This window comes from Micromonospora sp. SD19 (assembly GCF_054462275.1).
In genome coordinates this window covers 199671-225119 of sequence record NZ_JBTLMN010000003.1, presented here as the reverse complement: position 1 = coordinate 225119, position 25449 = coordinate 199671, and the positions used below count along the sequence as shown (strand labels likewise).

Genomic DNA, 25449 nt, shown 5'->3' with positions numbered 1-25449 from the left:
CGGTAACACCCGGCGAAGGGCCTCGGTGGCGGCCCGTCACGCCACGACGGTCAGGCCAACGCGCGCCTGGTGCGCTCGACGTCCTGGTTCATCTGGGCGATCAACGGCTCGATCGAGTCGTACCGGACCTGACCACGCAGGTGCGCCACGAAGTCCAGGGCCAGCCGCTCGCCGTACAGGTCGCCGGAGAAGTCCAGCGCGTACGCCTCCACCCGCCGCTCCCGGCCGGAGAAGGTGGGGTTGGTGCCCACCGAGACCGCCGCGAGCAGCGGTTCACGCTGACCGCGCCGGATCAGCCGGGCCGCGTACACCCCGTCGGCGGGCACCGCCGCGTACCGGTGGCAGAGCAGGTTGGCGGTGGGGAAGCCCAGCTCCCGGCCCCGCTGGTCGCCGCGGACCACGACCCCCTCCAGGCGGTGTGGGCGGCCCAGCGCGGCGGCCGCCGCGCCCACGTCGCCAGCGTCGACGCAGGACCGGATGTACGTGGAGGAGAAGACGGTGCCGTCCTCGGCGACCAGCGGGCCGCCCTCCACGCCGAAGCCGAACGTCCGACCCAACTGCTCCAGCAACGCGACGTCGCCGGCCGCCCGGTGCCCGAAGCGGAAGTTGCTGCCGACCACCACCAGCGCCGCGTGCAGGTGCTCGACCAGGACGTCGTGCACGAACTGTTCGGCCGGCACCCGGGAGAACTCCGGGGTGAACGGCACCACGCAGAGCACGTCCACGCCGAGCGCCTCGATCAGCTCGGCCTTGCGGGCCGGCTCGGTGAGCACCGCCGGGTGCGAACCGGGGCGGACCACCTCGGCCGGGTGCGGGTCGAAGGTGACCACCACCGACTGCACGCCCAGCTCGCGGGCCCGGGCCACGGTGTGCCCGATGGTCGCCTGGTGCCCCTTGTGCACGCCGTCGAAGACGCCGATGGTGACCACCGAGCGTCCCCACCCGCCGGGCGCCGCGTCGTAGCCCCGCCACCGCTGCATGCCGTTCCTCTCTGCTGTCCCGCCGCCGGCGGGTCGACACCGCCGGCTGCCGGCCGACGGACCTGCGCCCACGGTCAGGCCGGGGCGAGCACGATCTCCGCCCGAGCCCGGCCGTCCCGCTCGCTGACGATAGCGATCAAGCCGCCGGCCGGCCCGAACACGGCGTACGGCCCGGTGAGGCCGGCCGGGTCCAGTGGCCCACCGTGGGCGAGCACCCGGGCCTCGTCGGGCGTGGCCTCCCGGCGCGCGAAGAACCGGTCGGCCGCCGCGTCCAGGGGCAGGTTCACCACGTCCGGGGCGCGCTGCTCCAACTCGTCGAGGGTGGCCGCCTCGGCGAGGGTGAAGCCACCCACCGCGGTGCGCCGCAACGCCGTGAGGTGCCCACCGACGCCGAGCGTCAGGCCCGCGTCCCGGGCGATGGCCCGGATGTACGTGCCGGAGGAACAGGTCACGTCCACGTCCACGTCCACCACGTCCGACTCGGTGCGGCGGATCGCCAGCACCGCCAGCCGGGAGATGGTGACCCGCCGCGCCGGCAGCTCGACGCTCTCCCCGTCGCGGACCCGCTTGTACGCCCGCTGCCCGTCGATCTTGATGGCGCTGACCGCGCTCGGCACCTGGTCCACCTCACCGCTGAGCCCGGCCAGCGCCGAGCGGATCGCGTCGTCGGTGACGTGGCCGGCCGGCACGGTGGCGGTCACGTCGCCCTCGGCGTCGTCGGTGACGGTGGTCTGGCCGAGCCGGATGGTGCCGGTGTAGCTCTTGCCCGCGCCGATCACGTACGTCAGCAACCGGGTGGCCCGGCCGACACCGATCACCAGCACCCCGGTGGCCGTCGGGTCGAGGGTGCCGCCGTGCCCGACCCGTCGGGTCCTGGCCAGTCGGCGGATCCGCGCCACCACGTCGTGCGACGTCATGCCGCCGGGCTTGTCGACCACGATCAGACCATCGGTGCTCACGTCGGCCAAGCCTGCCAGATGACCGCTGTCGGAGAGTGCGTGGGCGGGCCCCCGGGTGACCCGGACGACCGGCGGGGTGCTCAGCGGACCGCGCCGGTCACCGCCCAGCCGCCGTTGCGCAGCCGCAGCAGCAGGGCGACCAGCCGGATCACCACGAACACCGTGAGCCCGGCCCAGATGCCGCCCAGCCCGAGATCGAGCGCGTACGCCAGCCAGATGGCCGGCAGGAAGCCGCCGAGCGCCGCCACGATGGTGAGATTGCGCAGGTAACGCACGTCGCCCGCGCCGATCAGCACGCCGTCGAGGGCGAACACCACCCCGGCCAGCGGCAGCATGACGACGAACCACGGCCAGGCGACGGCGGCCTGCTCGCGTACCCCCGGATCGGAGCTGAACCACGACGGCACGATGCCGGCGCCGGCGGCGATGAGCAGCGCGAAGCCCACGCCGCAGACGCCGCCGAGCAGCCCGATCCGGCGGGCGAGCGCCCGCGCCCCCGCGTCGTCGCCGGCGCCGAGCGCGGCGCCGACCAGGGACTGTGCGGCGATGGCGAGGGCGTCGAGCACCAGCGCGGTGAAGAACCAGAGTTGCAGGGCGATCTGGTGGGCGCCGACGGCGGCGGCGCCGAACCGGGCGGCGACGGCGGTCGCGGACAGGAAGCTGGCCTGGAACGCCAGCCCACGGATCAGCAGGTCGCGGCTGAGCACCAGCTGCTGGCGGATCACCCGGGGCCGGGGTCGCAGCGACACCCGCTCAGCGACCAGGGCGGCGGCGAAGAGCACCCCGCAGAGCGTCTGCGCGACGACGTTGGCCACCGCCGAGCCGACCAGGCCCAGCCCGCCGGGGTAGACCAGCAGCGGGCAGAGCAACGCGGAGAGCAGGTTGGGGCCGAGCACGAAGACCAACGGGCGGCGAGTGTCCTGCACGCCGCGCAGCCAGCCGTTGCCGGCGGCGGCGAGCAGCAGGCCGGGGGCGCCGAGGGCCGCGATCCGCAGCCACTGCGCGGCGGCGTCGGCCACCTCGCCACCACCACCGACGAGGGTACGCGCGAGCGCGCCACCGCCGAACTGCATGCCGACCGCGATCAGCAGACCGACACCGAACGCCAGCCAGGACGACTGGATGCCTTCGGAGACGGCGGCCGCCCGGTCACCCGCGCCGAACCGGCGGGCCGCGCGCCCGGTGGTGCCGTACGCGACCACGGTGCCGACCCAGGCGGTCAGCGTCATGACCGTGCCACCGACGGCGAGCGCGGCGAGCGGCACCCGGCCGAGGTGACCGACCACTGCCGTGTCGACCAGCACGTACAACGGCTCGGCGGCGAGCACCACGAGGGCCGGCAGGGCCAGCGCGGCGATCCGGCGCGGCGAGGCGGGTCGGTGGGCGGTGGGGGCGGTCTGACTCATCGCCGCCGATCCTGGCACGACGACAGTAAGGATCGCAATCCCGCCCAGGGCTTACCCGGTCGCCGGGCGGCCGGTTTGCGGTCGGGCCGGCCGGGTGCGGTCGGGCCGGCCGGGTGCGGTCGGGTGCGGTCGGGCCGGCCGGGGCGAGTAACTGGGGTCAGAGGCTTTGGAGCTGATGTCGCAGACGAATCACGTCGTGACGTCGCAGACAAAGCGGGTGGTCACGTCGCAGACAACTCAGGCCGTGACGTCGCAGACAGGGCAGGTCCTGCGATGTCGTAGACGATTCAGCTCCAAAGGCGCACCAAGAGGCGTCGGATCCTCCCCGGCCGTGTCGGCAGAGGGGATCACCACTGGTGCGGTCGACTCACTGACGGGTGTCCATCGACGTCTGCAGCGCGCGGCGGGCCTGCTCGCGGGCGTCGTCGGTGGTGGTCTCGGGCTTGGGCTTGTTCGGCATGGTGGCGCTCCTCTTCCAGGGCGGGAGCCGCCGGCACGCGGCGGTCCTCACGGGCGATCGTGCTGAGCGCCCCACGGCGGTCCGGGGTTACCGGAGCAGCCGGCTGGGCAACGTGAGCCCGGGTCGGTCGACCCTGGAGGGAGGCGGCACAGGGTGTGGCACCACCGCCCGTGACCTGCACCGCCAGGCGGCGCAGGCCCTCTCCCAAGTTATCGTTCAGGTCCACATACTGCTTACGGTTCCCGCCATCTGGACACCCGACAACCCAGCTCAGCGGGCCAGAAAGTGCCAGCCCAGCCACCACCAGAACCCGAACAGACCGATCCGGCCCACCGGCACCGAGCCGACCTCGTACCGCATCACGTACGCGCAGACCTCGCCCAACGTGGGGATGCGGGACCCCTCCCGGCGGGCCATCCACTCCACCACCGCGAAGAGGACCAGCGCGGTGAGGAACCCGCCGATCGCGATCGCCCGCATCATCGCCGCACCAGCCCCCAGAAGGCGGCCAACCAGGCGAACCAGGCTGCCGACCGGGTCAGATGATCTTCCAGGAGAGGGTCGGCCAGCCGGGAGAAGGTGGGAAAGTCATCGCCGGCAGCCATCACGAAGGTCACACCCTCGAAGACCCCGAAGACCACCACCGGCACCGCCCACCAGACGGCCCCCGCGCCCAGCTGGCGCGGTGCCGGCCGGCGCGGCACCCGGTTGCTCAGACCGAGCCAGATCAGCACCCCACCCGTGCCGAGGGTGAACAGATTCGCCTCGGTGGAGAAGGACGCGAACCGGCCACCGACGAGCGACAGGCAGACGAGAACGGGAACGGAGACGGCGGGCCGGTCCCAGGCGCGGGGGGCCTCCACGGTGAGGTCGTGCGGCTGCTCCATCCCGCAATTCTTCCCGGTCACATGGAGGGCGGGAAGACCGACACTCCCCGAGCTGACCCTGATCTTCCGGATCCGATCGACGACGGTCGAAGTTCGGCCTCAGCCGATCAGTGCCGCGTCCAGCTGAGCACGGATCGACTCGACCACCTGCTCGACGCTGCCCCGACCGGTGAACCCGGCCGCGAACGTGTGCCCACCACCGCCCAGGGCGACCGCGACCCGGCTGACGTCCACCGCGCCCTTGCTGCGCATCGACACCGCCCACTCGGCGGGCCGGGTCTGCTTCACCACGCAGCTCACATCCGCCTCGGCGGTGCACCGCACCGAGTCGATCAACGCCTCCAGCACGTACGGCCGCTGGTCGTGCCGGGCCAGGTCGTCCAGCGTGGCGAAGGTCCAGACCAACCCCCGGCCGGCAGCGGCGGCCGGCTCCAGCCGGGCCCGACCGAGCACCTCGCCGAAGAGGCGAACCGCGCCGAAGGGCCGGGTGTCGAAGACCCGGCGGGAGATGTCACCGGGCGAGATGCCGGTCGCCAGCAACCGGGCAGCCATCTGATGCACCGCCGGCGTGGTCGCCTCGAACCGGAACGAGCCGGTGTCAGTGGTCAGCGCCGTGTAGAGGCACTCGGCGATGGCCGGATCGACCACCACCCCGAGCCGGGCCAGCAGCTGCTCGGCCACGACCGACGTGGCCGCCGCACTCGGATCGACCAGGTTGACCGTGCCGAAACCGGGGTTCGAGGCATGGTGGTCGAGCACCAGCGCCGCACCCGCCGTCGACAACCGCCCGGCCAGGTCGCCGAGGCGCGACACGCTCGCCGCGTCGAAGCAGATCACCAGATCGGGCGCCGGGTCGGCGGCGTCCGCCGGGACCAGCAGATCCAGACCGGGCAGCCCACGGAACGGCTCCGGCACCTCCGGCGGCCCGGGGAAGGTCGCCTGGACGTCGCGTACGCCGAACTGCCGCAGGCCCAGACCGAAGCCGAGCATGCTGCCCAGCGCGTCGCCGTCCGGGTTGACGTGGCAGATCAGCAGCGTACGGCCGGTCGGCGGGAGAGCCCGCAGCAACGCCTCGGCCGCGGCCCAGTCCGCCTCGGCGGGGCCGAGCCCGGTAGCCCCGGCGAGCGGGGCGTCGGCGGTGCTGGTCACCGCGTTTCCCCACCCCGCGGGGAATCCTTGACGTCGGTGGCCTCGTCGGCCTCGTCCGTCTCGTCGGCCTCGTCCGTGTCGTCGTCCACCCGGTACGGCTGGGCTTCGCCCGCGTACTTCGCCTGGGCGGCGAGCCGCTGCACCTCGGCATCGGCGTTACGGGCGGCGGCGAGCAGGTCGTCGATGTGCTTGACCTGGTCCTGCACGTCGTCGAGGACGAAGGTGAGGGTCGGCGAGTGGCGCAGCCCGAGCGCCTTGCCGACAGTGCTGCGCAGCATCCCCTTGGCGCTCTCCAGCGCCGCGGCGGTGTCCGCCTGGGCCACCGAGTCACCGAGCACGGTGTAGAAGACCGTCGCGTCGCGCAGGTCAGCGGTAATCCGGGCGTCGGTGATGGTGATCATCCCGAGCCGCGGGTCCTTGATCTGGCTCCGCACCACCGACGCGACCAGCTCACGCACCCGTTCCGCGTGCCGGCGTACCTTGGCCGGATCAGACATCTCGCCACCTCCACGGCGTCCTGCTCCCGGTCGACCCGGCGGCCCGGAGGCCGCCGGCCGACCGGCCAACATCTCGAACACTACCTTCGCGGCCGCGCCGGTCGCCCGGCACAGCCGGCACCATGGTCAGTCGTCGTCCGCCCCGTAGAGCCGGCGACGGACCGACAGCAACTCGACCTCGGGGCGCGCGGCCACCAGGCGCTCACAGGAGTCCAGCACCTCACGGACGTGCGTCGTCTCGGCGGCCACCACGGCCACCGCGAGCTGCGCTCGACCATGCAGGTCCAGCGCGCCCACCTCGGCGGCCGACACCTCGAAACGGCGCAGCGCCGCCACGATCGGCCGTACATATGATCTCTTGGCTTTGAGCGACCTGGAGTCGCCTGGCAGCAGCAGGTCGAAGACCGCGGTTCCGGTGAACATCGCCCCGGACGATACCGCCAACCCGCCCCGCATGATCAAGGGGTTTACGCCGGTCGGCGTAAACCCCTTGATCAGCGTGTCACTGCCGGATCAGGCGCGAACCTTCTCCCGCATCTCGAAGGTCTCGATGACGTCGCCGACCTGGACGTTGTTGTAACCACCCAGGGTCAGACCGCACTCGAAGCCCTCGCGGACCTCGGTGGCGTCGTCCTTGAACCGCTTGAGCGAGGTGATCGTGAGGTTGTCCGCCACGACCGTCCCGTCCCGAAGCAGTCGAGCCTTCGCGTTGCGTCGGATGACGCCCGACCGGACGATGCAACCGGAGATATTGCCGATCTTGGACGAGCGGAAGACATCGCGGATCTCCGCGGTGCCCAGCTCGGCCTCCTCGTACTCCGGCTTGAGCAGGCCCTTGAGCGCTGCCTCGATCTCCTCGATGGCCTGGTAGATGACGGTGTAGTACCGGATCTCCACGCCCTCGCGGTCGGCCATCTCACGGACCTTGTTCGAGGCCCGCACGTTGAAGCCGATGATCGTGACTGGCTCGGACGAGGCGCTCGCGAGCATGACGTTGCTCTCGGTGATCGCGCCGACGCCCCGGTCGAGGACCTTGAGCTGGACCTCCTCGGGGATGTCGAGGTTGAACAGCGCGTCCTCCAGGGCCTCCACCGAACCGGAGACATCGCCCTTGAGGATGAGGTTGAGCGAGGTCTTCTCGCCCTCCTTGAGCTGCTCCATGAGCGTCTCGAGGGTGGCCCGACCACGGGAGTTGGCGAATGCCGCCGCCCGCCGCCGTGCCTGTCGCTGCTCGGCGATCTGCCGCACCGTGCGGTCGTCCGCTGCGGCGAGGAACGTGTCACCCGCACCGGGCGGCGCGGTCAGACCCAGCACCATGACCGGACGCGCCGGCCCAGCCTCGGAGAGCTGGTTGCCGTTCTCGTCGAGCATGGCCCGGACCCGGCCGTGCGCCCCACCGGCGACGATCGAGTCGCCCGCCCGCAGGGTGCCCTTCTGCACCAGCACCGTCGCCACCGCACCGCGGCCCTTGTCCAGGTGCGCCTCGATGGCCACACCCTGCGCCGGCCCGTCGATCGGAGCGGTCAGCTCCAGCGACGCGTCGGCGGTCAGCAGGACGGCCTCGAGCAGCTCCTCGATGCCGATGCCGGGCTTGGCGGCCACGTTGACGAACATGGTCTCGCCGCCGTACTCCTCGGCGACCAGGCCGTACTCGGTCAGCTGCTGGCGGACCTTGTCCGGGTTGGCCTCCGGCTTGTCGACCTTGTTGACCGCGACCACGATCGGCACGTCGGCCGCCTTGGCGTGGTTCAACGCCTCGATGGTCTGCGGCATCACGCCGTCGTCGGCCGCGACGACCAGGATCACGATGTCCGTCACCTGGGCACCACGGGCACGCATGGCGGTGAACGCCTCGTGACCCGGGGTGTCGATGAAGGTCACCGCGCGGTCCACACCATCGTGCGGAACGTGCACCTGGTAGGCACCGATGTGCTGGGTGATGCCACCCGCCTCACCGGCCACGACGTTCGCCTTGCGGATGGCGTCGAGCAGCTTGGTCTTACCGTGGTCGACGTGACCCATGACGGTCACCACCGGCGCACGGCTGACCAGACGCTCCTCGGCCACCTCCGCGTCGAGGTCGATGTTGAACTGCGCGAGCAGCTCGCGGTCCTCGTCCTCCGGGCTGACGATCTGGATGTCGAAGCCCAGGTGCTCACCCAGCAGCTGCAGGGTGTCGTCAGAACAGGACTGGGTCGCGGTGACCATCTCGCCCAGGTTGAACATCTCCTGGACCAGCGAACCCGGGTTGGCGTTGATCTTGTCGGCGAAGTCCGACAGCGAGGCGCCACGGGAGAGCCGGACGACCTGACCCTGACCCCGGGGAGCACCCGAGCTCATGGTCGGAGCCGACAGGTTGTCGAACTCCTGTCTGCGCTGCTTCTTGGACTTGCGACCGCGCGTCGGCCGGCCACCCGGACGCCCGAAGGCACCCGCGGCACCGCCGCCACGGCCACGACCACCGGCACCCGGACGACCGCCGCCGCCAGCCGGAGCACCCGGACGGAAACCGCCACCGGGAGCACCGCCGCCGCCACCGGGACCGCCACGGTAGCCACCGCCACCGCCGGCACCCGCGCCGCCACCAGGGCCGCCGCGGTAACCGCCACCGCCACCGGCGCCACCGCCGGGACCACCACGGAAGCCGCCGCCACCGCCACCGGGACGGCCTGCACCGCCGCCGGGACGACCAGCCCCACCGGGACCGGGGCGACCGGCAGCCGGACGCTGGCTCGGCATGGACGCCGGGCTGGGCCGCGGCGGCATGGAGTTCGGGCTCGGCCGCGGCGGCATGCCCGCCGGGCTGTTGGGCCGAGGGCCACCCGCACCGGCGGCCGGGGGCCGCTGCTGCTGGCCACCCTGGATGCCGAACGGGTTGTTACCGGCACCGCGCGCCGGCGGGCGACCGCCCGGCCGGGCACCCGGACCGGGAGCCGGCGCGCTCGGACGAGCTGCCGGCGAACCGGGACGGGGCGGCATCGCCGCGGGACCCGGCCGAGGGCCGGGACGGTTACCGCTGCCACCGTCCGCCGGGGGCTCCCGGCGAACCGGGTTCTCCCGCTGCTGCTGGCGGGCGGCCTGCGCGGCCTTGACCGCGGCCTCCTGCTCAGCCTTCAGCGCGGCGGCACGCGCCTCCGCGGCCGCCACCTCGATGTCGTGGGCACTCGCCGGCTTGGCGACCGGGGTCGCCGACTGCGGCGCACCGGGCACCGGACCCTTGGGCTTCGGACCGGGTGCCGGCGCGGCCGGCCGCCGAGGCGGCATCGGCTTGGCCGAGACCCGGGGCGCGCCCGGGGTCGGGGTTGGCGTCGGGGTCGGGGCTGAAGCCGGCGTCGACGCGGGCGCCGACGGGGCGGCCGGTGCCGGGGCACCGGCGGACGCGACGAATGCGTTACGCAGCCGCCGGGCGACGGGCGCCTCGACGGTGCTGGACGCGGACTTCACGAACTCGCCCATTTCCTTCAACTTGGCGAGAACGGTCTTACTCTCGACCCCGAGCTCTTTTGCAAGCTCGTGTACGCGGGCCTTGCCTGCCACTGCACTCCTCACTCCGAGGTCGTGCGGGCAGCACCCGCAGCGACCTCACTCGTGCACTTGAAGCCTGGTCATTTCAGGGACTTCATCGTGTGCTCATGTCGGTCGTCCTACCCTGCTAGCGACCCTCGCCCGGTCGGGCTGACCGGACGTAGTGGTTGGCGCATCGACGTGCTCTGCCAGCACACCGTGGTCAAGGACCTCGGTGCTGCGCAGCGCACGCCCGAAGGCGCGGCGCCGCACCGCCAGCGCGAAGCAGGCCGGATCCGGGTGCATGTTCGCTCCCCGACCCGGCAGCCTGCGGAGCGGATCAGGCCGGAGGCTGTGACCAGCCTCGTCCCTGACCGCGACGATCCGCAGCAATTCGCTGGCCGGCGCACGTTGCCGGCAACCCACACAGGTGCGCTCCGGCTGCGCGCGTCGTACCACTGGAGGAAGTCTACCCCTAGCTACCCGAGATCGCGCCGCCCGGCTCCCGCACGTGATCAGTTACCCCACGCGCGGCGGGCGGGGACTGCTCCGCATCGGAGCGGATGTCGATCCGCCAACCGGTCAATCGGGCCGCGAGTCGGGCATTCTGCCCCTCCCGACCGATCGCGAGCGAGAGCTGGAAGTCGGGAACTGTCACCCGGGCGGCCCGACCGGCCAGGTCGACCACCTCGACCCGCAACGCCTTGGCCGGCGACAGCGCGTTGCCGACGAAGGTGGCCGGGTCGTCCGACCAGTCGATAATGTCGATCTTTTCGCCGTGCAGCTCACTCATCACGGCCCGCACCCGCTGACCCATCGGGCCGATACAGGCGCCCTTGGCGTTCACGCCAGGGGTGGTGGAGCGGACGGCGATCTTCGTGCGATGGCCCGCCTCACGGGCGATCGCGCCGATCTCCACGGTGCCGTCGGCGATCTCCGGGACCTCCAGGGCGAACAGCTTCTTGACCAGCGCCGGGTGCGACCGGGACAAGGTGATCTGCGGCCCGCGCATGCCCTTGGCGACGTGCACCACGACGCAGCGGACCCGCTCGCCGTGCGCGTACCGCTCACCGGGCACCTGCTCGGACTGCGGCAGCACGCCCTCCAGCTTGCCGAGGTCGACGCTGACGATGCCCTTCTCGGTACGCGTCTCGTGCGCCTGCACCACGCCGGTCACCAGGTCACCCTCGCGGCCCACGTACTCACCGAAGTGCACCTCGTCGGTGGCCTCCCGCAACCGCTGCAGGATCACCTGCTTGGCGGTCATGGCGGCGATCCGGCCGAAGTCGTGCGGGGTGTCGTCCCACTCGCGTACCAGGCTGCCGTCGGAGTCCATCTCCTGCGCGTACACCAGGGCGGCGCCCGACTTGCGGTCGATCTCCACCCGGGCGTGCGGTTCGGCCCCGTCGGTGTGCCGGTAGGCGGTCAGCAACGCGGTCTCGATCGCCGCGAGAATCGTGTCGAACGGGATCTCCCGCTCGCGCTCGAGTGCGCGCAGCGCCGCGAGGTCGATGTTCACCTCTCCTCGTCCTCCACATCATCTTCGTCGTCGATGTCGTCTGAATCGTCGATCTCGTCGGAATCGTCCGCGTCGTCGATCTCGTCGTCCGGCTCGCCGAGTTCGGCGAGCCGGGTGAACTCGACCTGCACGCGGCCGGGGCCCAGCTGGGCGTACGCCCAGGCGGCACGGCCGCCGTCGGTCTCCAGGTACACGCCCTCGTCGTCGGCAGCGACCACCCGGCCGGTCAGCTGACGGTCACCGGCGGGCTGTTCGCCACGCTGGCCGGGCAGCGTGGCCGCGTCCCGGACGGTGACCTTGACCAGTCGGCCCACGTTGCGCCGCCAGTGGCGGGGCAGGGTGAGCGGCCGGTCCACACCGGGCGAGCTGACTTCCAGCTGGTACTCGCCGGAGACGATGTCGCCACCGGTCTCCTCGGCGGCGTCCAGCGCGGCCGAGACCGCGCGGGAGACGTCCGCGACGGCGTCCAGGTCGATCCCGCCGTCGGTGTCCACCAGCACCCGCACCACATGTCGGCGGCCGGCCCGGGAGACCGACAGGTCCTCAAGGTCGTAGCCGGCGTCGTTGACCACCGGTTCGATCACGGCCCGCAGTCGGGTCCGCCGCGCGGCGAGGTCACCGCCGCGGGGACCCGCGGTGTCGCGGGGTCGACCCGTCGGCCTGGTGGCACGGCCACGCTGCGTCATCTCCGCACCTCTCCCTGGTCGACGGGGACCGGAAGTCCCGCCATGCCGGCACGCCACCGGAGTGGACACGCCGGTGGTTGCGCAGAGCGTAACGCGCCCGCCCGGCGGCGGACCGGGCGGCGCACCGACGCCGGTGCCCCCTGGACGGGCACGCATGGTGTTGACTTGGCCGGTGGGGATCGGCAGAACGACACAGCGCGACCAAACATCCGGACATTCCCGGCGAAAGCTCCTGAGCGCCGGGGTGCTGCTGGTGCTCGGTGGCACCGTGACGCCGCTGACCGGCTGTGATCTTTTCGACCGTGACGATGAGCCGACGCCACCACCCGACCCGCTGCGGCCGATGGTGGACGAGTCACTCGCGCTGGCCGCCGCGTACCGGGCGAGCGCGACAGCGCATCCCGAGCTGGCCGACCGGCTCAACCCGATCGCCGAGACGCACACCGCGCACGCCACCGAGCTGGCCCGGGTGATCGGCGTGACGCTGCCGTCGGCGTCCTCCGCCGCCCCGAGCACCGCCCCGGCGGCCGACCCGAACGGCGCGCGGGCCGCCCTGCGGGCGCTGGAGAAGACCGCCCAGCAGTCCGCCACCGCGGCCTGCGCGGCGGCGCCCGCGGAACGGGCCGCACTGCTCGGGTCGATCGTCGCCGCCCGGGCCACCCACCAGGAGGCACTGAAGTGAGGCAGCCGTCCGCCGGGGAGGCGCTCGCCTCCGCGCTGTCCGCCGAGTACGCGGCCATCTACGCCTACGGACGGATCGGCGTCCGGCTCAGCGGAGCGGCGCGGGACGCGGCACGCCAGGCGGAGGCGGCGCACCGCCGCCGACGCGACGCGCTGGTAGTGCAGCTCACCACGGCCGGTGGCGTCGTCCCGCCGGACCGCGCCGGTTACGCGCTGCCGTTCCCCGTCACCGACCGGGCCAGCGCCCTGCGGCTCGCCGCCGAGGTGGAGGAGCGCACCGCCGCGCACTGGCGGGCCGCCCTGGCGTCCACCACCGGCGCCGATCGGGACCAGGCACTGGCCGCCCTGGTCGAGTACGCCGTGCGGGCCACCCGGTGGCGGAAGACGGCCGGGCTGACCCCGCTGACTGTCCCGTTTCCCGGACGACCGACCTGAACCGGTCCGCTCCGGTTGCAGTACGCATACCAGGTATGCATACTCCGTTGCCATGTCCATCCGTCACGGGTTGCTCGCCCTGCTCGAACGCGGCCAGATGTACGGCTACCAGCTGCGCGCCGCGTTCGAGGAGTCGACCGGCTCGACCTGGCCGCTGAACATCGGGCAGGTCTACACCACGCTGTCCCGGCTGGAGCGGGACGGTCTGGTACGCCCGCTGCCGGAGAGCGAGGCCGGGCAGCGCCCGTACGAGATCACCGACGCCGGCCGCGCGGACCTGGCGCTGTGGTTCGCCACCCCGATCAGCCGCACCGACCGACCCCGCGACGAGCTGGCGATCAAGCTGGCGTTGGCGCTGACCACGCCCGGGGTCGACGTCCGCTCGGTGGTGCAGGCCCAGCGCAGCGCGACGATGCGGGCCCTGCAGGAGTTGACCCGGTTGAAGTACGGCAGCAACCGGCCGGAGGACCTCCCCTGGCGCCTCGTACTGGACTCGATGGTGTTCCAGGCCGAGGCCGAGGTGCGCTGGCTGGACCACTGCGAGACCAGTCTGGTCCGGCACCAGCCCAGCGGCCCGGCGCCTCCCGCTCCCCCGCCCGGTGACGCCGACGCGCGGGACGCTGCTCGATGGGCCGGCGAGGAGGCACGACGGTGACCGGGGCACGACGGTGAGCGGGGCGGACGACGCGGTGCTGGAGCTACGCGCCGTCCACCGCACCCACGGCACCGGGCCGGCGGCGGTGCACGCGCTGCGCGGCGTCAGCCTTGTCGTTCGGCCCGGCGAGCTGGTCGCCGTGATGGGCCCCTCCGGCTCCGGCAAGTCGACCCTGCTGGCTCTCGCCGGTGGGTTGGACCGCCCGACCGGCGGCGAGGTCCGGGTGGAGGGGCAACCGCTGGGGGCACTGGACCGCCGCGGGCTGGCCCAGCTGCGTCGCCGCCGGATCGGCTACATCTTCCAGCAGCTCAACCTGCTGGGCAGCCTCAGCGCGCTGGAGAACGTGGCGCTCCCGCTGGAACTCGACGGAACCAGCGGGCGTCGGGCCCGCGCACTGGCCATGACTGCGCTCACCGAGGTGGGCCTGCCCGCGTTGGGCGACCGCTTCCCGGACCAACTCTCCGGCGGGCAGCAGCAGCGGGTGGCGATCGCCCGCGCGCTGGTGGGCGAACGCCGGCTGGTCCTCGCCGACGAGCCCACCGGGGCGTTGGACTCGCAGACCGGTGAGGCGGTGCTGCACCTGCTGCGCCGCCGGATCGACGCGGGTGCCGCCGGAGTGCTGGTCACCCACGAGGCGCGGCACGCCGGCTGGGCCGACCGGGTGGTGTTCCTCCGCGACGGCGTCCTCGTCGACACCACGGCGCCGCTGGGCAGCGTCGAGCAGTTGCTGTCCGGCAGCGAACGGTGACCATCCGCCGCCTGCCACGGGCCCCCGGTCGGGCCGACAGCGCGTCACGGCAGCCGGTCGCGCCGCCCGCCCCGGTCGGCCGACGGCGGTTCGCCGAGCTGACCGGCTCCTGGCGGGCGGCGCTGCGGATCGCCCGGCGGGAGTCACGCCGGTCCCGACGGCGGACCATCCTGGTGCTCGCGATGATCGCCATGCCGGTCGCGGCGCTGGCCTTCCTGGCCGCCAGTTACGACATGGCCGAGCTGACTCCACAGGAACGCGTCGACCGCCGCCTCGGCGTGGCCGACGCGCAGCTGCAGTGGATCGCCAACGCCCCGGTGGGGCAGGACGAGTGGGGTGAGGGCTGGTACACCCGCGACGGCGAGCTCCCCGCCAAGGTGACCGCGGCCCAGCTGACCGAGCTGCTCGGGCCGGGCAGCCGGGTCACCGAGGTTCGTCAGCGCGTTCCGCTGACACTGCGCGGCCCGCACCGCGACGAGGTCGTGAACGGTCGGGTGCTGGACCTCGCCGATCCGCTAGCCCGTGGGCTGGTGCGGTTCCGGGCCGGCCGGGCGCCGCAGCAGGCCGGTGAGGTCGCTGTCAGTCCGGTGGCGCTGCGCCGGCTGGACCTGCGCCTCGGCCGCGCCGTGGCCGCCGCCGACGGGAGCAGGGCGTACACAGTGGTGGGGGTGGTCGAGTTCCCCGACGACCTCGGGCCGGTGGTGGCGCTGCATCCGGGGGCCGTGCCGTCGACCGGTCCGGAGCCGGACGGTGTCTGGTTGGCGGACGTGCCGGGCACCGTCGACGCGGCGCTGGTGTCCCGGCTCAACGACCGTGGGGTGGTGGTCACCGCGCGACACTGGATCGCCCCGACGACCGGAGCGGACCGGACCTGGTTCGGGTCGATCGTGGGAAGCGACCCCAACGACCTGAGCACCGGCGTCCTGATCGCCGGCCTCGGGCTGCTGGAGGTCGTCCTGCTGGTCGGGCCGGCCTTCGCCGTCGGCGTCCGTCGCCGCCGGCGGGATCTGGCGCTGGTCGCGGTGGCGGGTGGGGACGCCGCCCAACTCCGCCGGGTCGTCCTGGCCGACGGTGTGGTGCTGGGCGTGCTGGGGGCCGCTGCCGGCCTGCTGGTCGGCGTCGGCGCGGCGTTCGCCGGTCGCCCGCTGATGGAGCAGTACGTCTTCAGCGCCCGTTTCGGTGGCTACCGCTGCTGGCCGAGCGCGCTGGTCCTGCTCGGTGGTGTCGCGGTGCTGGCCGGGGTGCTCGCCGCGCTGGCGCCGGCCTGGACCGCCGCCCGGCAGGACGTCAGCGCCGGGCTCGCCGGGCGACGCACCCCGGCGAAATCCCAGGGCCGGTGGTTGGTTCTCGGACTGACGCTGGTGGTCGGCGGGGCGGGGCTGGCGGCGTTCGGGGCCACCCAGACGTCCCCGGCGGTGGTTCTCACCGGGCTGATTCTCGGCGAGTTGGGCCTGGTCTGCTGCACGCCCACGCTGCTCGGGGCGCTCGCCCGCCTGGGCCGGGTGTTGCCGCTGGCACCACGGATCGCGCTGCGCGACGCCAGCCGCAACCGGGCCGCCGCGGCACCTGCCATCTGCGCCGTGATGGCCGCCGTCGCCAGCAGCGTCGCCCTCGGCGGATACCTCGCCAGCGACGTCGCCCGCGACGCGCGCGCCTACCGGCCGGCGCTGCCGACCGGCCACGTGATGGTCAACCCGATCGGATCGGCCGGGCAGCCCACGCTGGCCCAGATCACCGACGCGGCCCGCACCCAGTTCGGCGTCGGCGCGGTCGCCCAGGTGCAGACACCGGCCTGCGGGGCAGGGCCCACCGGCTACTGCGATGTCACACCAGTGCTTCCGCTGACCCGGGCCTGCCCCTGGCAGCCCGGCGTCCAACTCCCCGCGGCGCAGCGCCAGCAGGCCCGCGCCGACCCCCGCTGCCAGATCCGCGAGGCGGACTACTTCGGCGGCTACGTGGAAACCGGAGTCGACGACGGGACCGCGCTCCCCCTGCTCACCGGCGTGGACCCGGCGACGACCGCCGCCGCCACGGCCGTCCTGCGCGCCGGTGGCGTGGTGGTGACCGACCCGCGCTACCTGCACGACGGACTGGTGACCGTCCGGGTCGGCGACGTGGGGGGCGAGCCAAACCGTCCGATCACGGTCCGCGACCTTCCGGGGTACGCGCTGCCCCGGGCGACCGGCCAGCCCCGTCTGCTGCTCTCCGCCGCCGCCGCCCGGCAACTCGACCTGACCTGGTCTCCGACCGGCTGGGTGATCGGCACCACGACCCCGCCCGACGAGGAGCAACAGGCACGGTTCACCGCCGCCATACGGCCCTTCGGGACGTTCTCGCTGATGGTGGAGTACGGCGGCGCGCCACGCGACGTCTCACCGTTGCTTCTCCTGCTCGCGGCCGCGGCCGGGTTGATCACCGTGGGGGCGGCGGGGATCGCCACCGCGCTCGCCGCCGCCGAGGGGCGCGCCGAGCTGACCACCCTCGCGGCCGTCGGCGCGGCCCCGGCGGTACGCCGGCTGCTGGCGATCTGCCAGGCCGGGGTCATCGCCGGTCTCGGGTCGGTGCTCGGCATCGTGGCCGGCCTCGGCACCGCCGCTATCGTGCTGGTCTCGGTGAACCGGCAGTACGCCACCGACTGGCCGGTGTCCGACCCGTACCCCTTCCTGGTGCCGTGGCCCGCGCTCGGGATCCTGGTGCTGGTGCCGGTGGTGGCGATGCTCGGGGCGGGCCTGTTCACCAGGGCCCGACTGCCGATCGAGCGGCGGCTGGACTGACTGATCCGCCGGCGATCGAAAGGGGACCGCTCAGGGGTGCCGTCGGGGCCGGGCAGCCGGCAGACTGATCGGCGTGTCAGTGCTGGGAAGAGTCACCCGTCGGCTCGGTCATCATCGTTGGTTCGGCGCGGCCGCACGGCTGTTGGTCCCCGCCGATCGGGTGGTCGGTCGCCTCACCCGGGGCCGGGTGGTAGCGCTCGGCCTGATCCCGTCCCTGGTGATCACCACGACCGGCCGCCGCTCCGGCAAGCCGCGCAGCAATCCGCTCGTCTACGTGCCCGACGGCGACGCGTACGTCGTGATCGGCTCCAACTGGGGGCAGACGCACCACCCCGGTTGGGCGATGAACCTGCTCGCCGATCCCGCCGCCGAGGTGGACGTGAAGGGCCGGCGGGTCGCGGTGCGGGCCGAGCGGGCGACCGGCGCCGAACGGGACCGGTTGTGGCAGCTGCTGGTCACCGAGTGGCCCGCGTACCGGACGTACGTGCAGCGGGCCGGCGACCGGGAGATCCACATCTTCCGGCTGGCCCCGACCGGGCGCGGCGCGCCCGACGGTCCGCCGTCGGCTGGCTAGGCTGACGTTCGGTAGCGAAAGGCGGACCCGTGAGTGAACAGGCCAGTGTCGACCGGGGCCTCGACGACCGACGGTGGACGGTCGCGGAGCGGGTCGCCGAGGCCGTCCAGCGGCGGTTCCCGGCCGACGTGCTCGCGATCGCGGTGCACGGGCCACTGGCGCACGGTGACGACGACGGCGGTGGGGACCGCGAGGCGGGCATGCTGGTGGTCACCTACCGACCTGGGACCGGCCCGCCACCGGCGACCCGGCGGGTGGACGGGGTGCTCGTCGACCTGACCGTGGCCGCCGCCGACGACTACCTGGCCCAGGCCCGGGTGCTCACCCCGCTGTGGCCGCTGACCGCCGACCGGTACGTCACCACGCAGGCGTTGCACGATCCGACGGGTTGGTTGCGGACGCTGCGCGACGAACATCTGGGCCGGCTGGCCCGGGCCCGTCCGGCGGAGTTCAGCTCCGCGGCCCGGCAGGCGTGGTACCGGGGCAGCGCGGCGCACTCCCGGGCGGCCCGGCTCGCCGAGTGGTACGAGACCGATCAGGCTCTGCTGATGCTCGGTGAAGCCCGGTTGGCGGCGGCCACGGTGACCGGCCTGCTGAGTCGCACCTACTTCCGTGATCCGGGGGACGCGGTACGCCGCACCGGTCTGGCCGGCGCGGACATGACCGAGGTGGGTGTGGTGCTGGCCCGGCAGGCCGAGGAGCTGGCCGCCCGGGGCCGCGCCGTCGACGGCACCATCGACGAGCTGCTCAGCACCTGACGCGCGTCACAGCCCGCCCGACACACCGATCAGCGCGCCGATCAGATAGGTGGCGCCGGCCGCTGCGGCGCCCAGCAGCAGCTGACGCAGCCCACTGGTCCACCACGGACGGTTGGTGAAGCGGGCCACCACGGCACCGGCGACGAACAACCCCAGCCCGCCGACGGCGAGGGTCAGCCAGAGTTCGGTGGCGCCGAGCAGGTACGGCAACAGCGGAACCAGCGCGCCGATCGAGAAGAACAGGAACGACGAGATCGCCGCGGCCCACGGGCTGGGCTGGTCGTCGGGGTCGACGCCCAACTCCTCGCGGACGTGCACCCGCAGCGCCTCCTCCGGGTCGCGCCGCACCGCCTCGGCGACCTGGGTGGCGAGGTCCCGGGGCAGACCCCGGGCCACCCACGCGTCGGCCAGCTCCCGGGCCTCCGCCTCGGGGTGCCGTTCCAACTCCCGGCGCTCCTTCGCCACCTCGGCGGCGACCTGCTCGTTGGCGGAGCGCACGCTGGTGTACTCGCCGAGCCCCATCGAGATCGCGCCGGCCACCAGGCCGGCGGTGCCGGTGAGCACGATGCTGCGGGGCGACACCCCGCCGCCGCCGACGCCGGCGATCAGGGCGATGTTGGTGACCAGGCCGTCCATCGCGCCGAAGACGGCCGGGCGCAACCAGCCGCCGGAGACGTCCGCGTGGTGCGCCTCACGCAGCGCCGCCGGGGTGTCGGTCACGGCGCCTGCCCTTCGATCGCGACTGCGGGACTCCGCTGCGCTGCGTTCCTCGCGCTCACCGCGCTGGCCCTGTTCGCGACTGCGGGACTCCGCTGCGCTGCGTTCCTCGCGCTCACCGCGCTGGCCCTGTTCGCGACTGCGGGACTCCGCTGCGCTGCGTTCCTCGCGCTCACCGCGCTGGCCCTGTTCGCGACTGCGGGACTCCGCTGCGCTGCGTTCCTCGCGCTCACCGCGCTGGCCCTGTTCGCGACTGCGGGACTCCGCTGCGCTGCGTTCCTCGCGCTCACGGAAGCGTCAGGATCTCGTGGCCGTCGTCGGTCACCACGATGGTGTGCTCGAACTGTGCCGTCCACTTCCGGTCCTTGGTGACCACGGTCCATCCGTCGTCCCACATGTCGTACTGGTAGGTGCCCAGGGTGATCATCGGCTCGATGGTGAACGTCATGCCCGGCTCCATGATGTCCGTGGGACGCGGGCTGTCGTAGTGCGGCACATAGAGGCCGCTGTGGAATGCCTCGCCGATGCCGTGGCCGGTGAAGTCGCGGACCACGCCGTAGCCGAACCGCTTGGCGTACGACTCGATGACCCGGCCCACGACGTTGATCTGGCGGCCCGGGGCGACCGCGCGGATGCCGCGCATCATCGCCTCGTGGGTCCGCTCGACCAGCAGCCGGGCCTCTTCGCTGACCTCTCCGACGCAGAAGGTGGCGTCGGTGTCACCGTGCACCCCACCGATGTACGCGGTCACGTCGACGTTGATGATGTCGCCGTCCTGCAGGACCGTGGAGTCCGGAATGCCGTGGCAGATGACCTCGTTCAGGCTGGTGCAGCAGGACTTCGGGAAGCCCTTGTAGCCCAACGTCGACGGGTACGCGCCGTGGTCGCAGAGGAACTCGTGCACCACCTTGTCGATCTCGTCGGTGGTCACACCGGGCTTGCAGTGCTCGCCGGCGAGCTGGGTGGCCTGGGCGGCGAGCCGGCTGGCGACCCGCATCTTCTCGATGGTCTCCGGCGTCTGCACGTGCGAGCCACGCCACTGTTGCGGGCGCGTCTTGCCCACGTACTCCGGTCGGGCGATCTGGGACGGCACCGGTCGCATCGGGGAGAGCGTGCCTGGTGTCAGCGGCGGGCGGACGGTCATGTCGCAAGCCTATCGCCGGGACCGCCGGTGAGCCGCGCCACGGCCGCCCGGTGGGGGTTGTTGCCCTGTCTGGACGGCTGTGTCAAGGTGTCTGCGTGGATCAAGGGGAAGCACCGCCTGTCTTCTCCGCCAGCGCCGAACTCGACGATGGCCACCTCTACGTGGTGGTAGCCGGTGAGGTCGACATGGCGACCGCGGACACGATGCTCCAGACAGCCCTGCGCGAGCCCGCCGGGAAGATCACTCTCGACCTGAGCGCTGTCACCTTCTTCGACTCGGCCGCCATCCACGCCCTGGTCCGGCTCGCCCAGCAGGTTCCGGGCGCGCTCACCGTTCGTCCGTCCCGGCAGGTCCGTCGCGTGCTGGAGATCTCCGGCCTCGGCGAGCAGAGCTGGCTCGACCCGGCCTAGGGTCGGCGTCACAGTCTCCCGCCGGCCCACTGTGCCCGGCCGCCGCCGGGCGCGCGGTCAGTCCTGCAGCTGCCGGCGCAGCGTCACCTCGGTGCCCTCATCGGTACGCTGCACCGACAGGTCGCCGAGCGCTCTGATCAGGGCAAGGCCGCGGCCCCGGAAGCCGGAGCCGGTCGACTCCCGCCACTGCCCGCTGTCGCGCACCGTGGCCGTCACCGTCCGACCCTCGATGGCCACCTCCACACTGATCATGGCCTCGGCGGGGTGGATCGGGTGCTCGATGGCGTTGGCGGCGGCCTCGGACACGGCGACGGTCAGGTCGAACAGGTCGGTCTCGCCGACGGAGTGCGCGACCAGGAAGTCCTCCAACCGCTTGCGCAGCACGCTGAGCCGGGTCGGGTCCGCCGGCAGCCGCAGCGCGAAACGGTTCAGCTCCGCCGCCTCCAGGGCGAGGACGGCGACGTCGTCGCGGCGCGGCCGCCCGGTGACCCGCTCGACCACCGCGTCGATCAGGTCCACCACGTGCTCACTCGGGGCGGCCGCGTCGACGCGGAGCTGGGCCAGTGAGGCGTCGATGCCGATCTGACGGTCCTCGATCAGCCCGTCGGTGTAGAGCAGCAGCCGACTGCCGGCCGGCAACTCGGCCTCGACCGACTCGTACGTGGCACCGGGAAGGGCGCCGACCGGTGGACCGAGCGCCCGGTCGTGCAGGAACGCCACGTCGCCTCCGGTAATCAGCAGTGGGGACGGATGACCGGCGCTCGCGTACCGCAGTCGACCGGTGCGGGGGTTGAACATCAGACAGACCACCGTCGCGAAGGATCGGCCCTCGGTGGAGCCGACCAGCCGGTTGAGCCGGGTCAGCGACTCACCCGGATCGAAGCCCTCCAGCACGTACGCCCGCAGCGCGTTACGCAGCTGGCCCATCGCCGCGGCGGCCGGAACGCCCTTACCGACCACGTCCCCGATGACCAGCACCAGTTCGTCGCCGTTCAACGCGACAGCGTCGTACCAGTCGCCGCCGACCTCGACGTCGGCGCTGCCGGGCAGGTAGCGGCTGGCCACGACCGCGCCGGGCAGTTGGGGCAGCGATCGGGGCAGCAGGCTGTGCTGCAGGGTGGTGGCGATCCGGTGTTCGGCTTCGTAGAGCTGGGCGTTCTCCAGTCGCACCCCGACGAGCCGGGCCAGCTGGGTCAGCGCCGCGTCGTCGGCCTGCGCCTCATCGCCGTCCGCCCGCCAGACCTGCAGCTCACCGAGCCTCCTTCCGGCGGTGCCGGTCAGCTCGGCCACGAAGGACGGGTCGGCGGCGGTGATGCCGCCGCCGTCCGCCTCGAAACGGGCCTCGGCCGCGGTGACCACCACCCGGGCGGCCTCGGCGAGGCTCAACGCGTGCCGGGCGGCGACCTGGAGCACGTCGGCGGTGGATCGGGCGGTGTTCACCGCCACCGCCGCGTCGGCCAACGCCCGGAGCCGGCGGATGATCTGCCCGCGCAGCTGGCCCAGTTCCACGTTGGCCCGCACCCGGGCGATCAGCTCCTGGGCGGAGAACGGCTTGGTGAGGTAGTCGTCGGCGCCGACGGCGAGGCCGGCGACGGCCTCCGCGGAGCCGGCTCGGGCGGAGAGCAGCACGATCGGCACATACCGGGTACGCGGGTCCGCGCGCAGCGCGCTCACCAGCCCGAACCCGTCCAGCCGAGGCATCATCACGTCGGTGAGCACCAGGTCGAACCCGCCCTCGCGGGCCATCGGCAGGGCGTCGAGCCCGTCGTTGGCGGTGACCACCTCCCAGGTCGGGGAGAGCAGCCGGCTGACGTGCTCCTGAAGGTCGGCGTTGTCGTCGACGACCAGGATCCGGCCGGCCGGCAGGGCCGTCGCCGGCTGACGGTCGACCTCGGGTGCCGGCGCGACACCGGCCCACAGCGCGGTCTCCGCCACGAAGAGTCGGGCCTGCTCGGGCTCACCGACGGGCAGCGGGTCGAACGCCACCACCCGCTCCGCCGGCAGGTGCGCCGAGCCGAACGGAACGGTCACCGTGAAGGTGCTGCCCACGTCGACCTGACTGGTCAGTCCGACCTCACCGCCGTGCATCTCGACCAGCTCCCGGACCAGCGCGAGGCCGATGCCGGTGCCCTCGTGGGTGCGTGCCCACACCCCCGGCACCCGGTGGAACCGTTCGAAGACGTGCGGCAGCTCCTCCGGCACGATGCCGATGCCGGTGTCCGTCACCTCCAGCCGGGCCGCGCCCTGCACGGCCCGGATCCGCACCCGGATCTCGCCGTCGAAGGTGAACTTGACAGCGTTCGACACCAGGTTGAGGACGATCTTCTCCCACATGTCCCGGTCGACGAAGACCGCAGTGGGCAGCGGCGGACAGTCCACCACCAGTCGCAACCCGGCCCGGTCGGTGGCCGAGCGGAAGGTGCTGGCCAGCCTGGCGGTGTAACCGGCGAGATCGGTGGGCTGGTAGCGGGCGGCGAGCCGACCCGACTCCAGCCGGGAGAAGTCCAGCACGGTGTTGACCAGCTTGAGCAGGCGCAGCGCGTTGCGGTGCATCATGGTGAGCCGGTCGGTCTCGGCAGCGGGCAGCTCCGGGTCGGCCAGCATGTCCTCCAGCGGGCCGAGCACCAGGGTCAGTGGGGTGCGGAACTCATGGCTGACGTTGGCGAAGAAGTTGGTCTTCGCCCGGTCCAACGCGGCCAGCTCGGCTGCCCGGGCCCGCTCCTCCTCGTACGCCCGCTGGGTGCCGAGCGCCTTGGAGATCTGGGCGGCGACCAGGCCGAAGAAGTTGCGGTAGTCGTCGCTGAGCGGCAGCTGGCGGGCCACACCGACGATCAGCGCGCCGACCGTCTGGTTGGTCGCCGTGAGCGGCAGCACGAGGGCTTGGTCGGCGGCGTCGACCGGCGACGCGTCGAGCAGACCGGCCACCTCGACAGTGGCGGGCGAACCATCGGCGATCAACCGGGTCAGCACCTGGGTGACATCAGCGGCGGGCGGGGTGGTGCCGGTGCTGCCGGCCAGGATGACCTGGTCGCTCTCGTCAACCAGATAGATCAGGGCGAACGGCACGTCGGCCCGGTACCGGCCGAGCACCCCGGCGGCGGTCCGGCCCAGCTCCACGGCGCTGCCGATGTCGCTCAGCTCGGCACCCAGCTCGGAGAGCGCCCGCAGCCGGCGCTCACCGAGCACCCGCCCGGTGGTCTCGCTGACGATGCAGTAGACGCCGCTGACCGAACCGTCGTCACCCCGGATCGGGTCGTACGAGACGTTGAAGTACGTCTGCTCGACGAAGCCGTGCCGGTCCAGCAGAAAGGGATGGTCCTCGCCCCGGTAGGAGCGCCCGGTGCGCCGTACCCCGTCGAGCAGCGGACCGAGCACCGCCCACGTCTCCGACCAGTACGCGCGGGCCGGCTGGCCGATCACGTCCGGATGCTTGGCGCCGATGGTCGGCCGGTACGCGTCGTTGTAGAAGGCCAACTGCTCGTCGCCCCAGAACATCACGATCGGGGAACTGGAGGCGAGCATCATCCCGACCGCGGTGGTGAGCGCCGGGGGCCACTGACCGGGCTCACCCAGCGGGCCGGAGGACCAGTCGAAGCGGGCCAACCGGTCGCCCATCTCGCCACCGGCCGAGAAGGCGGCAGCCAGCATCGGGGAGATCTCGTGACCGGACACGCCGGGATGCCCGATGTCCGCGCCCCCCTGGGCCGAGCTCATGCAGCCTCCCGCTCCGGCCGTACCCCTCAGCCGTTGATCTTCACCCCGCCGTGCTCCGACTTGTACCCAAGCGAACCGGCAACGTAACGCATCACGGGCGCGCGACGCTGGTTAGCTACGCCTGAACCGTCGGGCACCGGACAGTACGGACGACCACGGCGTCGAACGGCGGTGATCCCCAGTGCGCTGACGGGTCAGAAGACGGGCAGGCCGTCGATGCTCGCCGCGTTCTTGGTGGCCCGGTAGACGACCAGGTCGTCGGTGCTGCGGCGGGAGTGTGAGGTGAGCAACAGATCACGTTCGGCCCGGAAGTCCATCAGTGGCACCGCGTACCCGCAGGAGTCACTGACCCGCTCCACCTCGACACTGATGACAGCCCGGACGGCGTGCACGTCCGGCGGTGCCGGAAACTCGGCGAGCCGATCGGCGAACCCGTCCTCGGTCACCGCGACGCTGCTGCCCCGACCGTGCAACCGGACGATCTTCGGCGGGCCGTCGAAGGCACAGAACATCAGCGTGATCCGGCCGTTGTCCCGCAGGTGGGCGATGGTCTCCGCGCCGCTGCCGTGATAGTCGAGGTAGGCCACCCGGTGCGGGCCGAGGATCACGAACGTGCCCCGCATGCCCTTCGGCGACACGTTGACGTGCCCCTCGGCACCCGACGGCGCGGTGGCCACGAAGAAGAGCGGCTGGGCCGCGATGAACTCACGCAGACGACCGTCGATCTCCGGGTAGACCTTGCCCATCCGTCGATCCTCCCATCCGCGCCATCGGCCGGCGGGGGCGATCTCA

General features: G+C 72.7%; 24 protein-coding genes. 8 read left to right on the top strand and 16 right to left on the bottom strand.

What is annotated here, in order from left to right:
• Window positions 1–50 precede the first annotated feature (50 nt).
• From ACX27O_RS13505 to rimP, 12 genes are all read right to left on the bottom strand, one after another.
• The gene (locus ACX27O_RS13505) at window positions 51–980 is read right to left on the bottom strand and encodes a bifunctional riboflavin kinase/FAD synthetase (RefSeq protein ID WP_030337595.1); all 930 of its coding nucleotides are present in this window, start codon (window positions 978–980) and stop codon (window positions 51–53) included.
• 74 nt (window positions 981–1054) lie between these two features.
• Window positions 1055–1957, bottom strand: coding sequence for a tRNA pseudouridine(55) synthase TruB (truB, locus tag ACX27O_RS13500; RefSeq protein ID WP_458939664.1), 903 nt, complete (start codon window positions 1955–1957; stop codon window positions 1055–1057).
• A gap of 62 nt (window positions 1958–2019) precedes the next feature.
• Window positions 2020–3345 (bottom strand): MATE family efflux transporter, encoded by a 1326-nt coding sequence (locus tag ACX27O_RS13495; RefSeq protein ID WP_458939515.1) that lies wholly within the window; start codon window positions 3343–3345, stop codon window positions 2020–2022.
• Between the two features lie 730 nt (window positions 3346–4075).
• Window positions 4076–4285: a DUF6186 family protein gene (locus tag ACX27O_RS13490; RefSeq protein WP_030337599.1), complete on the bottom strand. Its 210-nt coding sequence runs from the start codon at window positions 4283–4285 to the stop codon at window positions 4076–4078.
• On the bottom strand, window positions 4285–4692 hold the full coding sequence (locus tag ACX27O_RS13485; RefSeq protein ID WP_030337600.1) for a hypothetical protein: 408 nt from the start codon (window positions 4690–4692) through the stop codon (window positions 4285–4287). The genes ACX27O_RS13490 and ACX27O_RS13485 overlap by 1 nt, the downstream gene beginning before the upstream one ends.
• 99 nt (window positions 4693–4791) lie before the next feature.
• Window positions 4792–5841, bottom strand: coding sequence for a DHH family phosphoesterase (locus ACX27O_RS13480; RefSeq protein ID WP_030337601.1), 1050 nt, complete (start codon window positions 5839–5841; stop codon window positions 4792–4794).
• Window positions 5838–6338, bottom strand: coding sequence for a 30S ribosome-binding factor RbfA (gene rbfA / locus ACX27O_RS13475; RefSeq protein WP_279516978.1), 501 nt, complete (start codon window positions 6336–6338; stop codon window positions 5838–5840). The genes ACX27O_RS13480 and rbfA overlap by 4 nt, the downstream gene beginning before the upstream one ends.
• 126 nt (window positions 6339–6464) lie before the next feature.
• The gene (locus tag ACX27O_RS13470; RefSeq protein ID WP_030337604.1) at window positions 6465–6761 is read right to left on the bottom strand and encodes a DUF503 domain-containing protein; all 297 of its coding nucleotides are present in this window, start codon (window positions 6759–6761) and stop codon (window positions 6465–6467) included.
• A 90-nt stretch (window positions 6762–6851) separates the two neighbouring features.
• Window positions 6852–9875 carry a translation initiation factor IF-2 gene (gene infB / locus ACX27O_RS13465; protein WP_030337605.1) on the bottom strand — a complete coding sequence of 1008 codons (3024 nt, stop codon included), beginning with the start codon at window positions 9873–9875 and terminating at the stop codon, window positions 6852–6854.
• Between the two features lie 93 nt (window positions 9876–9968).
• Complete coding sequence (locus ACX27O_RS13460; protein WP_081884157.1) at window positions 9969–10301, bottom strand: YlxR family protein; 333 nt, start codon at window positions 10299–10301, stop codon at window positions 9969–9971.
• Between the two features lie 16 nt (window positions 10302–10317).
• Window positions 10318–11361 carry a transcription termination factor NusA gene (gene nusA / locus ACX27O_RS13455; protein WP_030337606.1) on the bottom strand — a complete coding sequence of 348 codons (1044 nt, stop codon included), beginning with the start codon at window positions 11359–11361 and terminating at the stop codon, window positions 10318–10320.
• Window positions 11358–12047: a ribosome maturation factor RimP gene (gene rimP / locus ACX27O_RS13450; RefSeq protein WP_458939514.1), complete on the bottom strand. Its 690-nt coding sequence runs from the start codon at window positions 12045–12047 to the stop codon at window positions 11358–11360. Before rimP ends, nusA begins: the two co-directional genes overlap by 4 nt.
• 154 nt (window positions 12048–12201) lie before the next feature.
• On the opposite strand from rimP, the gene ACX27O_RS13445 reads away from it, so the two are divergent.
• The 7 genes from ACX27O_RS13445 to ACX27O_RS13415 all read left to right on the top strand — a co-directional run bounded on the left by ACX27O_RS13445 (window position 12202) and on the right by ACX27O_RS13415 (window position 18672).
• Window positions 12202–12729, top strand: coding sequence for a hypothetical protein (locus ACX27O_RS13445; RefSeq protein WP_458939513.1), 528 nt, complete (start codon window positions 12202–12204; stop codon window positions 12727–12729).
• Window positions 12726–13163: a ferritin-like domain-containing protein gene (locus tag ACX27O_RS13440; protein ID WP_030337610.1), complete on the top strand. Its 438-nt coding sequence runs from the start codon at window positions 12726–12728 to the stop codon at window positions 13161–13163. Before ACX27O_RS13445 ends, ACX27O_RS13440 begins: the two co-directional genes overlap by 4 nt.
• A gap of 52 nt (window positions 13164–13215) precedes the next feature.
• Window positions 13216–13818: a PadR family transcriptional regulator gene (locus ACX27O_RS13435; RefSeq protein WP_030337611.1), complete on the top strand. Its 603-nt coding sequence runs from the start codon at window positions 13216–13218 to the stop codon at window positions 13816–13818.
• 13 nt (window positions 13819–13831) lie between these two features.
• The gene (locus ACX27O_RS13430; RefSeq protein ID WP_030337612.1) at window positions 13832–14566 is read left to right on the top strand and encodes an ABC transporter ATP-binding protein; all 735 of its coding nucleotides are present in this window, start codon (window positions 13832–13834) and stop codon (window positions 14564–14566) included.
• Complete coding sequence (locus tag ACX27O_RS13425) at window positions 14563–17340, top strand: FtsX-like permease family protein (RefSeq protein WP_458939512.1); 2778 nt, start codon at window positions 14563–14565, stop codon at window positions 17338–17340. Before ACX27O_RS13430 ends, ACX27O_RS13425 begins: the two co-directional genes overlap by 4 nt.
• A 73-nt stretch (window positions 17341–17413) precedes the next feature.
• Window positions 17414–17914 carry a nitroreductase/quinone reductase family protein gene (locus tag ACX27O_RS13420; protein WP_036412576.1) on the top strand — a complete coding sequence of 167 codons (501 nt, stop codon included), beginning with the start codon at window positions 17414–17416 and terminating at the stop codon, window positions 17912–17914.
• Between the two features lie 29 nt (window positions 17915–17943).
• Window positions 17944–18672 (top strand): hypothetical protein, encoded by a 729-nt coding sequence (locus ACX27O_RS13415; RefSeq protein WP_030337616.1) that lies wholly within the window; start codon window positions 17944–17946, stop codon window positions 18670–18672.
• Window positions 18673–18678: 6 nt separating this feature from the next.
• On the opposite strand, the gene ACX27O_RS13410 is transcribed toward ACX27O_RS13415, so the two are convergent.
• The gene (locus ACX27O_RS13410; RefSeq protein WP_030337617.1) at window positions 18679–19392 is read right to left on the bottom strand and encodes a VIT1/CCC1 transporter family protein; all 714 of its coding nucleotides are present in this window, start codon (window positions 19390–19392) and stop codon (window positions 18679–18681) included.
• A 283-nt stretch (window positions 19393–19675) separates the two neighbouring features.
• Window positions 19676–20533 carry a type I methionyl aminopeptidase gene (gene map / locus ACX27O_RS13405; RefSeq protein WP_030337618.1) on the bottom strand — a complete coding sequence of 286 codons (858 nt, stop codon included), beginning with the start codon at window positions 20531–20533 and terminating at the stop codon, window positions 19676–19678.
• Window positions 20534–20628: 95 nt separating this feature from the next.
• Here map and ACX27O_RS13400 point away from each other — a divergent pair, with 95 nt between their 5' ends.
• Complete coding sequence (locus ACX27O_RS13400) at window positions 20629–20943, top strand: STAS domain-containing protein (protein ID WP_030337619.1); 315 nt, start codon at window positions 20629–20631, stop codon at window positions 20941–20943.
• Between the two features lie 57 nt (window positions 20944–21000).
• Here the strand turns inward: ACX27O_RS13400 and ACX27O_RS13395 are convergent, their stop codons facing one another.
• Both ACX27O_RS13395 and ACX27O_RS13390 read right to left on the bottom strand, forming a co-directional pair.
• Window positions 21001–24657 (bottom strand): SpoIIE family protein phosphatase, encoded by a 3657-nt coding sequence (locus ACX27O_RS13395; RefSeq protein ID WP_458939511.1) that lies wholly within the window; start codon window positions 24655–24657, stop codon window positions 21001–21003.
• Between the two features lie 194 nt (window positions 24658–24851).
• Window positions 24852–25403, bottom strand: coding sequence for a pyridoxamine 5'-phosphate oxidase family protein (locus ACX27O_RS13390; protein ID WP_030337621.1), 552 nt, complete (start codon window positions 25401–25403; stop codon window positions 24852–24854).
• Window positions 25404–25449: the final 46 nt, after the last annotated feature.

Bases quoted from the DNA above. Each gene is read 5' to 3' on its own strand.
- ACX27O_RS13495 (WP_458939515.1), bottom strand. From the start codon at position 3,345: ATGAGTCAGACCGCCCCCACCGCCCACCGACCCGCCTCGCCGCGCCGG.
- ACX27O_RS13445 (WP_458939513.1), top strand. From the start codon at position 12,202: ATGGTGTTGACTTGGCCGGTGGGGATCGGCAGAACGACACAGCGCGAC.
- ACX27O_RS13390 (WP_030337621.1), bottom strand. From the start codon at position 25,403: ATGGGCAAGGTCTACCCGGAGATCGACGGTCGTCTGCGTGAGTTCATC.
- ACX27O_RS13485 (WP_030337600.1), bottom strand. From the start codon at position 4,692: ATGGAGCAGCCGCACGACCTCACCGTGGAGGCCCCCCGCGCCTGGGAC.
- ACX27O_RS13395 (WP_458939511.1), bottom strand. From the start codon at position 24,657: ATGAGCTCGGCCCAGGGGGGCGCGGACATCGGGCATCCCGGCGTGTCC.
- rbfA (WP_279516978.1), bottom strand. From the start codon at position 6,338: ATGTCTGATCCGGCCAAGGTACGCCGGCACGCGGAACGGGTGCGTGAG.
- rimP (WP_458939514.1), bottom strand. From the start codon at position 12,047: ATGACGCAGCGTGGCCGTGCCACCAGGCCGACGGGTCGACCCCGCGAC.
- ACX27O_RS13470 (WP_030337604.1), bottom strand. From the start codon at position 6,761: ATGTTCACCGGAACCGCGGTCTTCGACCTGCTGCTGCCAGGCGACTCC.
- ACX27O_RS13505 (WP_030337595.1), bottom strand. From the start codon at position 980: ATGCAGCGGTGGCGGGGCTACGACGCGGCGCCCGGCGGGTGGGGACGC.
- map (WP_030337618.1), bottom strand. From the start codon at position 20,533: ATGACCGTCCGCCCGCCGCTGACACCAGGCACGCTCTCCCCGATGCGA.
- ACX27O_RS13490 (WP_030337599.1), bottom strand. From the start codon at position 4,285: ATGCGGGCGATCGCGATCGGCGGGTTCCTCACCGCGCTGGTCCTCTTC.
- ACX27O_RS13435 (WP_030337611.1), top strand. From the start codon at position 13,216: ATGTCCATCCGTCACGGGTTGCTCGCCCTGCTCGAACGCGGCCAGATG.